General features: G+C 70.3%; 12 protein-coding genes. 9 read left to right on the top strand and 3 right to left on the bottom strand.

The genetic code is table 11. The annotated features are described in order from the left end of the window. Positions 1-352: 352 nt before the first annotated feature. Positions 353-1,096, top strand: coding sequence for a trypsin-like serine protease (locus V1457_RS11835; protein WP_200069319.1), 744 nt, complete (start codon positions 353-355; stop codon positions 1,094-1,096). Between the two features lie 83 nt (positions 1,097-1,179). Here V1457_RS11835 and V1457_RS11830 read toward each other — a convergent pair whose 3' ends face one another. Next, complete coding sequence (locus V1457_RS11830; RefSeq protein WP_338603461.1) at positions 1,180-2,154, bottom strand: NAD(P)/FAD-dependent oxidoreductase; 975 nt, start codon at positions 2,152-2,154, stop codon at positions 1,180-1,182. A gap of 194 nt (positions 2,155-2,348) precedes the next feature. Here V1457_RS11830 and V1457_RS11825 point away from each other — a divergent pair, with 194 nt between their 5' ends. From V1457_RS11825 to V1457_RS11800, 6 genes are all read left to right on the top strand, one after another. After that, complete coding sequence (locus tag V1457_RS11825) at positions 2,349-3,743, top strand: class II fumarate hydratase (RefSeq protein WP_338603458.1); 1,395 nt, start codon at positions 2,349-2,351, stop codon at positions 3,741-3,743. Positions 3,744-3,913: 170 nt separating this feature from the next. Then, on the top strand, positions 3,914-5,458 hold the full coding sequence (locus V1457_RS11820; RefSeq protein WP_338603455.1) for an ATP-dependent DNA ligase: 1,545 nt from the start codon (positions 3,914-3,916) through the stop codon (positions 5,456-5,458). Further along, positions 5,455-5,916: a DUF4288 domain-containing protein gene (locus V1457_RS11815; RefSeq protein WP_200069315.1), complete on the top strand. Its 462-nt coding sequence runs from the start codon at positions 5,455-5,457 to the stop codon at positions 5,914-5,916. Before V1457_RS11820 ends, V1457_RS11815 begins: the two co-directional genes overlap by 4 nt. A 141-nt stretch (positions 5,917-6,057) precedes the next feature. After that, complete coding sequence (locus V1457_RS11810; RefSeq protein ID WP_338603451.1) at positions 6,058-6,567, top strand: hypothetical protein; 510 nt, start codon at positions 6,058-6,060, stop codon at positions 6,565-6,567. Positions 6,568-6,895: 328 nt separating this feature from the next. Then, positions 6,896-7,453 (top strand): hypothetical protein, encoded by a 558-nt coding sequence (locus tag V1457_RS11805; protein ID WP_338603448.1) that lies wholly within the window; start codon positions 6,896-6,898, stop codon positions 7,451-7,453. Between the two features lie 214 nt (positions 7,454-7,667). Beyond that, positions 7,668-9,107 carry a GuaB1 family IMP dehydrogenase-related protein gene (locus V1457_RS11800; protein WP_200069313.1) on the top strand — a complete coding sequence of 480 codons (1,440 nt, stop codon included), beginning with the start codon at positions 7,668-7,670 and terminating at the stop codon, positions 9,105-9,107. A 130-nt stretch (positions 9,108-9,237) separates the two neighbouring features. On the opposite strand, the gene V1457_RS11795 is transcribed toward V1457_RS11800, so the two are convergent. Together V1457_RS11795 and V1457_RS11790 are read right to left on the bottom strand one after the other, a co-directional pair. Next, positions 9,238-10,608, bottom strand: a complete 1,371-nt coding sequence (locus tag V1457_RS11795) for a PhoH family protein (RefSeq protein ID WP_200069312.1) — start codon at positions 10,606-10,608, stop codon at positions 9,238-9,240. 502 nt (positions 10,609-11,110) lie between these two features. After that, entirely contained in the window at positions 11,111-12,337 is a 1,227-nt protein-coding gene (locus V1457_RS11790; protein ID WP_200069311.1) for a DUF885 domain-containing protein, read from the bottom strand. A gap of 271 nt (positions 12,338-12,608) precedes the next feature. On the opposite strand from V1457_RS11790, the gene V1457_RS11785 reads away from it, so the two are divergent. Continuing rightward, positions 12,609-12,857 (top strand): hypothetical protein, encoded by a 249-nt coding sequence (locus tag V1457_RS11785; protein ID WP_295148958.1) that lies wholly within the window; start codon positions 12,609-12,611, stop codon positions 12,855-12,857. A gap of 315 nt (positions 12,858-13,172) precedes the next feature. Continuing rightward, a complete protein-coding gene (locus V1457_RS11780) occupies positions 13,173-13,421 on the top strand; it encodes a hypothetical protein (RefSeq protein ID WP_200069310.1) in 249 nt (82 codons plus the stop codon). Positions 13,422-13,520: the final 99 nt, after the last annotated feature.

The raw sequence follows: 13,520 nt of genomic DNA, 5'->3' as shown, positions 1-13,520 counted from the left end.
CCCCGGAGCGAACGGACCGCTCCCGATCCATTCGGACCGAAGTTCCGTTCGCTCCGGCGAGATCGCCGAGTGAACGGCCTGTTGGACCAATCTAATGGGACGAACGGTCCGTTCGCTCGGGCCGGGTTCGGGCGCGGGTTTTTACCGGTATTTTCCGAATTCGGTGCGTTTGAAGCCGTGAGCTGCGACGTTGCCGCGGGTACGCGGCACACCTGCGTTGGGGTCAGCGCAGCCCCACCGAAAGTCGGTGCCTCGAACGAGTGGAGATCCTTACCGTCGGTGATCATTCCGGCTGTTCCGGGCCGGGACGGCACTCCCGGCCGCGGCCGGGCCGACGGAAGGACCTCACCTCATGCGCATCCGCCCCCTGCTGACCGGAGCGCTCGCCGTGGGCGCCGCTGCGGCGATGGCCTCGCCCGCCGCAGCAGCCGACGACCCGGCGCCGCTGATCGTCGGCGGGCACGACGCCGCCGAGCCCTACTCGTTCATGATCTCCCTGCAGAACGGCGGCTCGCACAGCTGCGGCGCCTCGCTGATCAAGCCGGACTGGGCGGTCACCGCCGCGCACTGCGTCGAGGGCGGCCAGCCCGACCAGTTCCAGGTGCGGGTGGGCAGCCTGCAGCACGCCAGCGGCGGCGAAGAGGCGGGCGTCAGCGAGATCAACGTCCACCCGTCCGCGGACATCGCGGTGTTCAAGCTGGACAAGGCGGTTTCGGCGGCGCCGATCCCGATCGCGGCCGAGTCCGGCGCGACCGGCACCGAGACCCGCATCATCGGCTGGGGCCAGACTAGCCCGGCGCCCGGCGGTGAAGCACCGGCCAACCTGCAGGAACTGGACACCTCGATCGTCGACGACGGCGAGTGCAGCGGCATCACCGGCGAGTCCGAGATCTGCACGTCGAACCCCGGCGGCGACTCCGGCGCCTGCTACGGCGACTCCGGCGGGCCGCAGATCAAGGGCACCCCCGGCAACTGGGAGCTGATCGGCGCGACCAGCCGCGCGGGCAACAACGACTCGAACTGCGCCACCGGACCGTCGATCTACACCGACGTCTCGGCGCTGTCCGACTGGGTCGAGCAGAACACCGGCGCCTGACACCTGGAAAAGGGTTCGGCGAACGAACCCCACCGACGCGGCCGCCCTCCTCCGGGGGAGGGCGGCCGTTTCCATTCCCGGGGTCAGCCCTTGTTCGAGGAGTGCCCGGGGAAGAGGTGCGCGGCGGGGTCGAGCTCCACGGCGATGTTGTTGACCGCGGTGGCGGCCTCGCCGAACCCGGTCGCGATGAGCTTGACCTTGCCCGGGTAGCTCGCCACGTCCCCGGCGGCGTAGATCTTCTCCCGGTTGGTGCGCATGGTGGTGTCCACCTTGATGCTGCGCTTGTCCAGGTCGAGCCCCCACTGCTCGATCGGCCCCAGATCGGCGGTGAACCCGAGCGCGGCGACGACCGTCTGCGCGGGCAGCACCCGCCGCTGCTCCCCCACCTCGATCTCGACCTCGTGCACCCCGTTCTCGTCGCCGCGCACCTCGGCGACCTGCGCCTCGGTGATCAGCGGAACGCCGAGGTCTTCGACCTTGCGCACCAGCCCGGCCTGCGCGCGGAACCGCGCGCGGCGGTGCACGAGCGTGACGCTGCGGGCGATCGGCTGCAGCGCCAGCACCCAGTCGAACGCGGAGTCCCCGCCGCCGACGACCAGCACGTCCTGCCCGGCGTGCACGGCCAGCTCCGGGACGAAGTGCACCACGCCGCGGCCCAGCCAATCGCCACCCGCGGGAAGCGGGCGCGGGGTGAACTCCCCGATCCCAGCGGTGATCAGCACCGCGCGGGCGCGCACCTGCTCCGCACCTGCCGACACGACGACGGAACCGTCCTCATCGGACAGTTCGGTCGCGTCCCGCCCCAGCAGGTAGCGCGGCTGGTACTGAGCGGCCTGCTCGACCAGCGCGGTGACCAGGTCGCGGCCGCGCACCGCGGGGAAACCGGCCACATCGAAGATCATCTTTTCCGGGTACATCGCGGTGACCTGCCCGCCGGGTTCCGGCAGCGAATCGACCAGCGCCACCGACAGATCCCGGAAACCCGCGTAGTAGGCCGCGTACAGACCGGTCGGCCCGGCCCCCACGACGAGCAGATCGACTTCATGCGGCTCGGCCATGCCCACTCCCCGGCAGTGCAACGTGGATCACAGCCGAGCCTAGACCCGTTCCGCTGCGCGCGGGCCGTTCCACGCCCGCGGCGACGACCTTGGTCACCTATATCGGTCCAGCTCGGCGCGTCCGGCCAGGTGACCGGCTCGGCGTGGGGCGACCCATACTGACCACCGCGGCCCCGGCGGTGGACACTTCCTGCATGGCTGAACAGGACTACCGGATCGAACACGACACGATGGGTGAGGTCAAAGTGCCCGCCGCGGCCCTCTACCGCGCGCAAACGCAGCGCGCGGTGGAGAACTTCCCGATCTCCGGGAGCGGGCTGGAGCGGTCCCAGGTCCGCGCGCTCGGGCTGCTCAAGGCCGCGGCCGCCCGGGTCAACGGCAAGCTCGGCATCCTCGAGGCCGACATGGCCGAGGCGATCGCCGCGGCGGCCGACGAGGTCGCCGAAGGCCGCCACGACGAGCACTTCCCGATCGACGTGTTCCAGACCGGCTCCGGCACGTCGTCGAACATGAACGCCAACGAGGTCATCGCGACCCTGGCCACCCGCTCGCTGGGCCGCGACGTGCACCCGAACGACCACGTCAACGCCTCGCAGTCGTCCAACGACACGTTCCCGACCACGATCCACGTCGCGGCCACCGAGGCCGTGCTCGCCGAGGTCGTCCCGGCGCTGGAGCACCTGGCCGCGGGCATCGAGCAGCGCGCCGCCGACTGGGCCGAGGTCGTGAAGTCCGGGCGCACGCACCTGATGGACGCGGTGCCGATCACGCTCGGCCAGGAAGCGGGCGCATGGGCATCGCAGGTGCGCTTCGGCGTGGAACGGCTCAAGGCCGGGCTGGACCGGCTGGGCGAGCTGCCCATCGGCGGGACCGCCGTCGGTTCCGGGCTCAACGCGCCGGAGGGCTTCGGCAAGGCGGTCTCCGAGGAGCTCGCGCGGGTGACCGGCCTGCCGCTGACCGAGGCCCGCGACCACTTCGAGGCGCAGGCCAGCCAGGACGGCGTGGTGGAGACCTCGGGCAACCTGCGCACCGTCGCGGTCAGCCTGAACAAGATCGCCAACGATCTGCGCTGGCTGGGATCCGGCCCGCGCACCGGTCTGGCCGAGCTGGCGCTGCCGGACCTGCAGCCCGGCTCCTCGATCATGCCGGGCAAGGTGAACCCGGTGATCCCGGAGGCCACGCTGCAGGTCGTCGCGCAGGTCATCGGCAACGACGCGGCGGTCTCCTTCGCAGGTGCGCAGGGCAACTTCCAGCTGAACGTGAACCTGCCGGTGATCGCGCGCAACGTGCTGGAGTCGGCGCGGCTGCTGGCGGCGGTTTCCCGGCTGCTGGCGGACAAGGTCTTCGCCGGGGTGGAGGCGAACGCCGACCGCGCCCGCGAGTACGCCGAGGGTTCGCCGTCGATCGTGACGCCGCTGAACCGCTACGTCGGCTACGAGGAGGCGGCTTCGGTCGCGAAGCAGGCGCTCAAGGAGCGCAAGACGATCCGCGAGGTCGTGCTGGAACGCGGGCACGTCGACTCCGGCAAGCTGACGCTGGAGCAGTTGGACACCGCGCTGGACGTGCTCGGGATGGCCCAGGCCAAGTGAGGCCGGCCGGGTGAGGTCGTGGCCGTGCGCCTCGCGGTGAGGCGCACGGCCGGCCCGGAACACCCCCATTCGTTCCGGATGAGCACTGGGACGTGCCGCAACGCCGCCGCGGTTCCACAGTGGCCGGCCGGTGGCAGCGCGCTGGCGGGGTTCGCGCGCACCATGGGCGCATGGTTTCGCTCGCCGCGGTCGTGGCCGCGTCCGCCGAAGTCGCGGCCACCCGGTCCCGGAAGTCGAAGGTGGCCGCGATCGCCGGTCTGCTCACCGAGCTGACGGCCGCCGAGATCCGGCCGGCCACCGCGCTGCTCGCGGGCGAGCTGCCCGGCGGACGCGCGGGCGTGGGCTGGTCGACGCTGTCCGAACTGGACGTGGCGCCCGCGGCGGAGTCCTCGCTGAGCGTCCTGGAGGTGGATGCGGCGATCGGCGAGCTGCGCGGGATCACCGGCTCCGGTTCGGGTCGTCGGCGGGTGGCCGCGCTGACCGAGCTGCTCGGCCGCGCCACCGCCGCCGAACAGGGGTTCCTGATCCGGCTGCTCGGCGGCGAACTGCGCCAGGGCGCGCTGGAAGGCGTCATGGTGGAGGCCGTCGCCGAAGCGGCCGAGGTGCCCGGGGAGGCGGTGCGCCGCGCGTTCATGCTCTCCGGGCGGCTGCCCGCCACCGCGGAAGCGGCGCTGACCGGCGGCGCGGCTGCGCTCGCGGAGTTCCGGCTGGAGGTGGGCAGGCCGTTGCGGCCGATGCTCGCCTCCCCCGCCGAAACCTTGGCGGAAACGCTGGGCGAACTCGGCGAGTGCAGCGTCGAGTACAAAATGGACGGTGCGCGGATCCAGGTGCACCGCGCTGCCGACGAGGTGCACGTCTACACCCGCACGCTGCGGGAGATCACCGGTCAGGTGCCCGAACTGGTGGCCTTGGTGCGCGGGCTGGACTGCGAATCGGTGGTGCTGGACGGGGAAACGCTCGCGCTCACCGACTCCGGCAGGCCCCGCCCGTTCCAGGAGACGATGGCCCGGTTCGGCGCGCAGAGCCCGCGCGACGAGGTGCTGCGGCCCTACTTCTTCGACTGCCTGCACTTGGACGGCACCGACCTGGTGGACGAGCCGCTGCGCCGGCGGCTGGACGCGCTGCACCACGTCGCGGCCGGGCACCGCATCCCGGGAGTGCGGGCCGGCGCGGATTCCGAGCAGGCCGCGACGCTGCTCGACGAATCGCTCGACGCCGGGCACGAGGGCGTGGTCGTCAAAGCCCTGGATTCGGTGTACGCGGCGGGGCGGCGCGGCCGGACCTGGCGCAAGATCAAGCCGTCGCACACGCTGGATCTCGTGGTGCTGGCCGCGGAATGGGGCCACGGCCGCCGCAGCGGCCACCTGTCGAACCTGCACCTGGGCGCCCGCGACCCGGACGGCGGGCCGCCGATCATGGTGGGCAAGACGTTCAAAGGACTCACCGACGAGCTGCTCGCCTGGCAGACCAGTGAATTCCCCAGGCACGAGACGCACCGCGACGACTGGACGGTGCACCTGGCGCCGGAACTGGTCGTGGAGATCGAGCTGGACGGCGTGCAGCTCAGCACCCGCTACCCGGGCGGAGTGGCGCTGCGGTTCGCGCGGGTGCTGCGCTACCGCCCGGACAAGGACGCCGGCTCCGCCGACTCCGTCGAAGCCGTGCGGGCCATGCTCCCGGGCGGAGCCGAGCCGGATGCGAAACTGGAGGTATGAGCACACCCAGCGACGACGACATCCCCGCCGAGGCTGCCGAGGAACTCGCCGACGAGCAGGTCGGCTCGATCGACATCGGCTCCGGCAGCATCGACCCGCGGGACTTCCAGGTCCGCGCCTCCGCCGCCGATGCCGAGTTCTACGTCGCGCTGCTGCTCATCGAGATCAGCGCGGAAAGCGCCGCCGAGCCGCAGCTGTACGAGGAATCCTTCGTGCTGGTCAAGGCCGAGTCCGCCGCGGAGGCGAAGGAGAAGGCCACCGACTACGGCAAGCAGCAGGCGACCAGCTACCACAACGAGGACGGCGAGCTGATCACCTGGAAGTTCAAGGAGATCGTCGAGGTCAAGCAGGTCGAGGACGCCACCTTCGACGACGGCTCCGAGCTCTACAGCCGGTTCTTCCGCAACTACGCGGCCTACCGGTCGTTCGAGCCGATGCTCAGCGGCGAAGAGCTCTGACCCGAGCCGCCGCTGCCCGGAACCGGTGATCTCCGAACACGTCCGAGTGCAGCGGCTTGCTCTCGAACTCGCGTTCTCGATCTTATTCCGGTCGTGTTCCTCGCCGCCTACGCCGACGAGTCCTACGACCTCCCGCTCGGCGTGTACATCCTCACCGCCAGCCTCGTCGACCTGACCGAAGCCGAAACCATCCGCGATGCCCTGCACGCTTTGCAAGCGGGCGCCGCCAAGCTGCACTGGAGCAAAGAGCCACCGAGTCGGCGAAGCGAGTTCGTCAAGGTGATCAGTTCGCTCGCTTGCGTCAGCACCGTTGTCGTCGGCACCGGGATTCCGCTGCACACGGAACGGGCTCGGCGAAAGTGCCTGGAAGCGCTATTACCAGAGGTGGAAGCATCGGGAATCACGATGCTGACCGCCGAAGCACGGCAACTGCGCAACAACAAGCTCGACCAGCAGACCGTCGCGGTATGCCGCCGGAAGCGGATCATCTCCGATGCGCTGCACCTCGACTTCGTACCCGGCGGCGCCGAACCTCTGCTGTGGCTGCCGGACATCGTGTGCGGTGCGGTGCTGGCCGCGCATCGCGGCGACGGGAGCTACTTGGAACAGCTCGCGGACAGCGCGCTGCAGCTCCACATCGATGCCAGATGAGAAGGAACAGCCCCAGAAACGCAGAGGCCGGGGTCCCGCCTCCGGCGGGGGGTCCCGGCTTACTTCCACGCACCTCGGTGCGCAGCTACGGCCAACTCTAGTCCCGATGAAGAAAACGGCGCAACGAGATCACGCCACACCTTCGGAGGACTGTGCCGGCTAGTGCAACGGCGATGATCCGCCTCCGCAAAACCGCTTGGCGAATCCGCCACTCCGGAGCGGCGAAGAGCTCTGACCCGAGCCGCCGCTGCCCGGAACCGGTGATCTCCGAACACGTCCGGGTGCAGCGGCTTGCTCTCGAACTCGCGTTCTCGATCTTATTCCGGTCGTGTTCCTCGCCGCCTACGCCGACGAGTCCTACGACCTCCCGCTCGGCGTGTACATCCTCACCGCCAGCCTCGTCTACCTGACCGAAGCCGAAGCCATCCGCGACGCGCTCTACGCGTTGCAGTCCGGGCCGCACAAGGTCCACTGGTATAAGTCGGCTGAACGACGTCGCGCAGACCTGGCGAAAGTCGTGCAGAAGGCCTCGTTCATGCACAACGTCGTGATCGGAAGAGGCCGCGCGCTCAAGCCCGAACGAGCCCGCCGGAAATGTCTGGAAGCGCTGCTGGTCGAGCTGGACGCGATGAAGATCGACTCGATTCTGCTGGAGTCCCGCCAGGAGCGGAACAACCTGCTGGACCGCCAGATCGTCAGTGCGTGCCGCCGGAAGGGCCTGGTATCGCAGCACCTGCACGTAAGCTTCGCGCCTGGAACGGCAACGCCCCTGCTGTGGATACCCGACGTGGTGTGCGGGGCCGTGCTCGCCGCTGAGCGAGGAAATCCGGCGTACTTGGAAATAATCGGGGATGCCGTCCACAGCATCGAGATCGAAGTTCGATGACCCCAGAAATGCAGAGGCCGGGGTCCCACCACACTGGCGGGGGGTCCCGGCGTACTTCCACGCACCTCGGTGCGCAGCCATCAGCGACTGTAGTCCCGGCAAAGAGCACGGCGCAATGAGATCGCGTCACACCTTCGGTGGGCGCCGGGGTGAGCCAGTCGTTTTCCCTCTAACCCGGCCTGCGCACGACCTCCGGCACGTATCGTGGAGCCTTGTGCAGTTCTTGAACGGGCAGCAGCCCACCACCGACCTGACCTACGACGACGTGTTCCTCGCGCCCGGCCGCTCCGGCGTGGAGTCGCGGTTCGACGTGGACCTCGCCACCGGTGACGGCTCGGGCACGACGCTGCCGATCGTGGTCGCCAACATGACCGCCGTCGCGGGCCGCCGGATGGCCGAGACCGTCGCTCGCCGCGGCGGTCTCGTGGTGCTCCCGCAAGACGTCGCGCCGAGCGCGGTCGGTGAGATCGTTTCCTGGGTGAAGGAGCGGCATCCCGTCTGGGACACGCCGCTGGTGCTGCGCCCCGACGACGCGGTGACCGACGTCCTCAACTTGCTGCCGAAGCGCGCGCACGGCGCGGTGGTCGTCGTCGACGAGGACGGCCGCCCGGTCGGGGTGGCCGACGAGGCCGCCTGCACCGGGGTCGACCGGTTCGCCCGCGTCGGCGAAGTCGCCGATCGCAACCCCGTGGTGCTGCCGCTGGAGACCAAACCCCGCGAGGTTTTCGAGCAGCTGCACCGGCAGGGCAGGCAGCTCGCGATCGCGGTGGACGCCGAGGGCAAGCTGGCGGGCGTGCTCACCCAGCGCGGTTCGCTGCGCGCGGAGGTCTACGCCCCGGCGCTGGACGGGGCGGGCAAGCTCCGGGTCGCGGCCGCGGTCGGCGTGAACGGGGACGTGCCAGCCAAGGCCGCCGCGCTGCTGGCCGCGGGCGTGGACGCGCTGGTCGTGGACACCGCGCACGGCCACCAGGAGAAGATGATCAGCGCGCTGCGGTCGGTGCGCGAGCTGGACCCGTCGGTCCCGGTGGTCGCGGGCAACGTGGTGACCGCCGAAGGCGTCCGCGACCTGGCGGAAGCGGGCGCCGACGTGATCAAGGTCGGCGTAGGGCCGGGCGCGATGTGCACGACGCGGATGATGACCGGCGTCGGCCGCCCGCAGTTCTCCGCGGTCGCCGAATGCGCCGCGGCGGCGCGCGAGCTGGGCAAGCACGTGTGGGCCGACGGCGGCGTGCGCCACCCGCGGGACGTCGCGCTCGCGCTGGCGGCCGGTGCCGCCTCGGTGATGGTGGGCTCGTGGTTCGCCGGCACCTACGAGTCGCCCGGCGACCTGCTGCGCGACGAGCACGGGCGGGCTTACAAGGAGTCCTTCGGGATGGCTTCCAAGCGGGCCGTCAGCGCCCGGACCCGCACCGACAGCGCGTTCGACCAAGCGCGCAAGGCGCTGTTCGAGGAGGGCATCTCCAGCTCCCGGATGCGGATCGATCCGCAGCGGCCCGGGGTGGAGGACCTGCTGGACGAGATCAGTTCCGGTCTGCGCTCGTCGTGCACCTACGCCGGTGCGCGAAATCTGGCGGAGTTCCACGAAAGCGCACAGGTCGGCATCCAGTCCGCAGCCGGTTTCGCCGAGGGCCGACCGCTGCCGACCGGCTGGTGAGCCGGACGTTCCGAGTGAACGGACCGCTCGTCCCAACAGGTTGGTCGAACAGTCCGTTCACTCCGAACCACTCACGACGATCAGGTGATCCGCGGGCGTGTCGCCCGAGGCGTGGCGGTCGTCGTCCGGATCAGGGGGTGAACTCGCCCTCCAGCATCTCCGTGACCAGCGCCGCCACCGGCGAACGCTCCGAGCGGGTCAGCGTGATGTGCGCGAACAGCGGGTGACCCTTCAACTTCTCGATCACCGCGGCCACCCCGTCGTGCCTGCCGACACGCAGGTTGTCCCGCTGCGCCACGTCGTGCGTGAGCACCACCCGGGAGTTCGCCCCGAGCCGGGAAAGCACCGTGAGCAGCACGTTGCGTTCCAGCGACTGCGCCTCATCCACGATCACGAACGAGTCGTGCAGCGACCGGCCGCGGATGTGGGTCAGCGGCAGCACTTCCAGCATGCCCCGGTCGGTGACCTCGTCGAGCACGTTCTCGCTGGCCAGCGCACCGAGCGTGTCGAAGACCGCCTGCGCCCACGGCTGCATCTTGTCGTTCTCGCTGCCGGGCAGGTAGCCGAGTTCCTGACCGCCCACCGCGTACACCGGCCGGAACACCACGACCTTGCGGTGCTGCTGGCGCTCCATGACGGCTTCCAAGCCGGCGCACAACGCCAGCGCCGACTTGCCCGTCCCGGCGCGGCCGCCGAGCGAGAGGATCCCGACCTCCGGGTCGAGCAGCAGGTCCAGCGCGATCCGCTGCTCCGCGGAGCGCCCGTGCAGCCCGAACGCCTCCCGGTCGCCGCGGACCAGCTTCACCTGCTTGTCCGCGGTGACCCGGCCCAGCGCGCTCTGCGACCCGGCCAGCATCCGAAGACCGGTGTTCGCGGGCAGGTCGCGGGCGTCGTCGAGGTCGGCCACGCCTTCCTTGAACAGGGTGTCCACCGCGTTCGGCGGCACGTCCAGGTCGGCCATGCCGTTCCAGCCCGTGGAAACGACGTCCTGCGCCCGGTACTCCTCGGCTTCCAAGGCGACCGACGCGGCCTTCACCCGCAGCGGCATGTCCTTGGTGACCAGCGTGACCCGGTACCCGTCGGCGGCCAGGTTCAGCGAACAGGCCAGGATCCGGGCGTCGTTGGAGTCGGTGCGGAACCCCGGCGGCAGCACCTCCGGGTCGGAGTGGTTGAGCTCGACGTGCAACGTGCCGCCGTGCTCTCCGACCTGCACCGGAGCGTCCAGGCGCCCATTGCGGATCCGCAGTTCGTCGAGGCCGCGCAGGGCTTCGCGAGCGAACCACCCGAGTTCGGGGTGGTGCCGCTTGCCCTCCAGCTCGCTGATCACGACCAGCGGCAGCACCACGCTGTGCTCGGCGAAGCGGGTCATCGCCCACGGATCGGACAGCAGGACCGAGGTGTCCAGCACGTAAGTGCGGAGCTCGACCGGATTCGGGACGCCTGCGGGAACACCGGTCTCGGCCGGGTGCTCCGCTGTGGGCTGGGAACGTCGTGTGGTCACGGCTACTCCCTCGCGGGCGTGGCGCGCACACCCGCTTGTCGGCGGGCCGGGCCTGCCCCTGCCCTGGCCTGGCCGGACCGGCGGGCGGTCCGGCGCAGCCGCGGGGGCCGCGCACCGGCCCCGAGCGACCACGGTGGACGGTGATACCGTCCGATCCAGCCAACAGCCACGGTCAGGGCCTCCCCGGACGGGTCATTCACACGTCGACCCGTCACTTGCGGACGCTACCTGCGTGGTTCGGTTCTGGGCAGGCGACCACACAGGTGATTCGCCGGATGGTCGACCGGACTTCACATCCGCGCCCGTTATGTCGGTTTTCCGCTCACCCCGGAATCCCGGGACACCGAACGAATGCCCTGGTGAGCAAGGGTTCTCCGGAATTCACCCGCCGTTCAACGCCGACGCCCGGAACGACGCGGGAGCACGCACGTGCGGTGATCAACACGGTGTCCACATTGGTCTGATCGAGTGAGCGACCGGCTGTACCGGTCATCGCGGCCGGCTACCGCCGAACGGAGCACCCGGCCTCGGCCTGCGGCAGGCACCCGAGCTCCCGCGCCAGCGCGCGCGGAGTCCACGCCTCGTCCAGCAATCGCCGCACCCGGTCACCACGCGCCGGGCAGGCGCCGAGCCAAGAGCCCACCAGCCGGCCGCCTTCGACGTAGGCGGCGGTGCGGACGGCTCGGCGCCGATCCGCGAGGAACTCCACCAGCGCACGGGCCCGCCGTTCGGACATCAGCCCCCATCGGCGCAGATGCCGGACAGCGGTGCCCGCATCAGCGCCGCGATCGTGCAGCAGCAGCGCCGCATCCCAGCGGACCCGGCTCAGCTGCCGCAGCAGCCCCTGCACCCGCTCCGCCAGCTCACCGTCCATGGCCACACCGGCGCCTGCCAGCACCTCGGCGGCCCACCGGCCCCAGCCCGGCCCTACCGCGATCCGGAGGCCGAGATCGGCGAGTCCTTCGGAGATCACGCTCTGCGGCGTGTCCCGCAACGCCAGTGCTAGTTCCGGCCGCTGCGCGGACGCGCTCTCCTTGCGGCACTGATCGGTGTGATGCCCGGGGTAGGACTCGTGCGCCACCAGCCACGGGAGCTGACCCGCCCAATGCTCGTGATCGGCGTTCACCGCGACCAGCGAGCGGAAGTCGCCGAGGTAGCGGTGCAAGCCGGTCCAGGGACGATCGCGGACGAGCCGGAAGCGCACGGACTCCTGGGCGGGCAGCCCGATCTCCGCGCGCGCCTGCGCGCGCAACGCGCGGGAAAGCGCCGACACCGCCGCGGAAAGCGAGTCAGCGGGCACCGCCTCGGCCGCGCGCAGGCGAGCGAGCCGGATCGCGGGATCTCCGCGGCCCGGCAGCACCGCGGCGAGTTCCGCGTGCACCCGCCGGTAGTCGTCCGGGTCGCCGGGCCGCGGGTGCACCTGGAAGCAGCGCTCGGCGGTGTCCGCGAGCGGGAGCTCTCGCCCGGCGAGCCGGTGCGCGGTGCATTCCAGCGCGGGGAGCTGGGCGGTGATGAACTCCTCGCGCGGCGCGGAAAGGCCGCAGCCGGGCAGTGCCGCGCGAAGCCGCTGCACGCTCGCTACCAGCCGCGACGGTGCCGGAGGTGCCTCGCGGGCAGCCCGATGGCGCAGCAGCGGATCGCCCGCGAAGGCTTCGACGGCACCGGGTTCGAGCCGATCGAGGCGTAGCCCGAGCAGCACGTACTCGTTAACGACCTGGTGGGCGTCCACGTCCGGACAGTACGACTCGGGGACATCGGGCGGAACCCGAGTTCGCGCGGGCGATCAGCGAATGGTATTGGCTCGCATTTCCCGAAACATGTTCGGAACATGCGAAACGGTCTCACCTTTAGGGCTGAGTCGATTAGATACACGATGGTGTTAACCGGCTGGGCATCCGCCTTCGGGATTGGTTAAGTTTTCCGCCAGGTGCTCCCCCGAAAGAACTTCCGGACTTCGGGGAAACGCACTAGCCACGTCCCGAACTACAAGGAGCATCCAAGTGCTGAAGAAGGCTGTGGTCGTCGCCGGTGCGGCGGCCGGTCTGATGGCGCTGGCCCCCATGGCCAACGCCGACAGCGCCGACAACGACGGCGTCAACCTGCTCAACGGCAACAACGTGAGCGTGCTGCCGGTCCAGGCGTGCGGCACCAACGCCGCCGTGGCCGGGGCGGTTGTGCCGATCCTGTCGCCGCAGCCCAGCCAGTGCGTGAACGCGCCGCTCACCGACCACCCGTCGGCGGAAGGCTGAGCGACCCCGGCGACCTCGGTCACCGCGCGAAGCGTCCGGATGCCCACTGCCCGACCGGGAAAGCATTCCCGGTTCTCCCGGTCGGTCACCTTCGGACGATCAGCCCGTGTTGATTCGAGGTTTTCGCACCGGCGGACCCGGCAAGCGCCGGAGATGTACGCAAGCACTACCGCCGGTGTTTTTCCTCCCCCGCCCCGAACCGATGAGCTGGGATTTCCCCGTCGAAGCACATCGGGGTCCGCCACGTAAGCCGAACCGTAATTCGGCGGACCGGGGTTTTCCCGCGGCAAGTAAGCAAGTGAATGGAGTAACAGAATGCTGAAGAAGGCTGTGGTTCTCGCAGGCGCGGCGGCCGGTCTGATGGCGCTGGCCCCGATGGCGAACGCCGACACCGCCGACAACGACGGCGTGAACCTGCTCAACGACAACAACGCCAGCGTTGCGCCGATCCAGGCGTGCGGCAGCAACGCCGCGGTGCTGGGTGCGGTCGTGCCGGTGCTGTCCCCGCAGTCCAGCAACTGCGTGAACGCGCCGCTGACCGACCACCCGTCGGTCGAGGGCTGACACACGTAGGCGCTCGTGTGGATGTGCGCGGAGGGCCAGGTCCGTTGGGCCTGGCCCTCCAGCATGTTCAGGGGCCTCCAGCACGAGCCCGGCGAGTCC

Source organism: Saccharopolyspora sp. SCSIO 74807, from assembly GCF_037023755.1.
GTDB classification, from domain to species: domain Bacteria; phylum Actinomycetota; class Actinomycetes; order Mycobacteriales; family Pseudonocardiaceae; genus Saccharopolyspora_C; species Saccharopolyspora_C galaxeae.
This window is presented reverse-complemented; position numbering and strand designations above follow the sequence as displayed.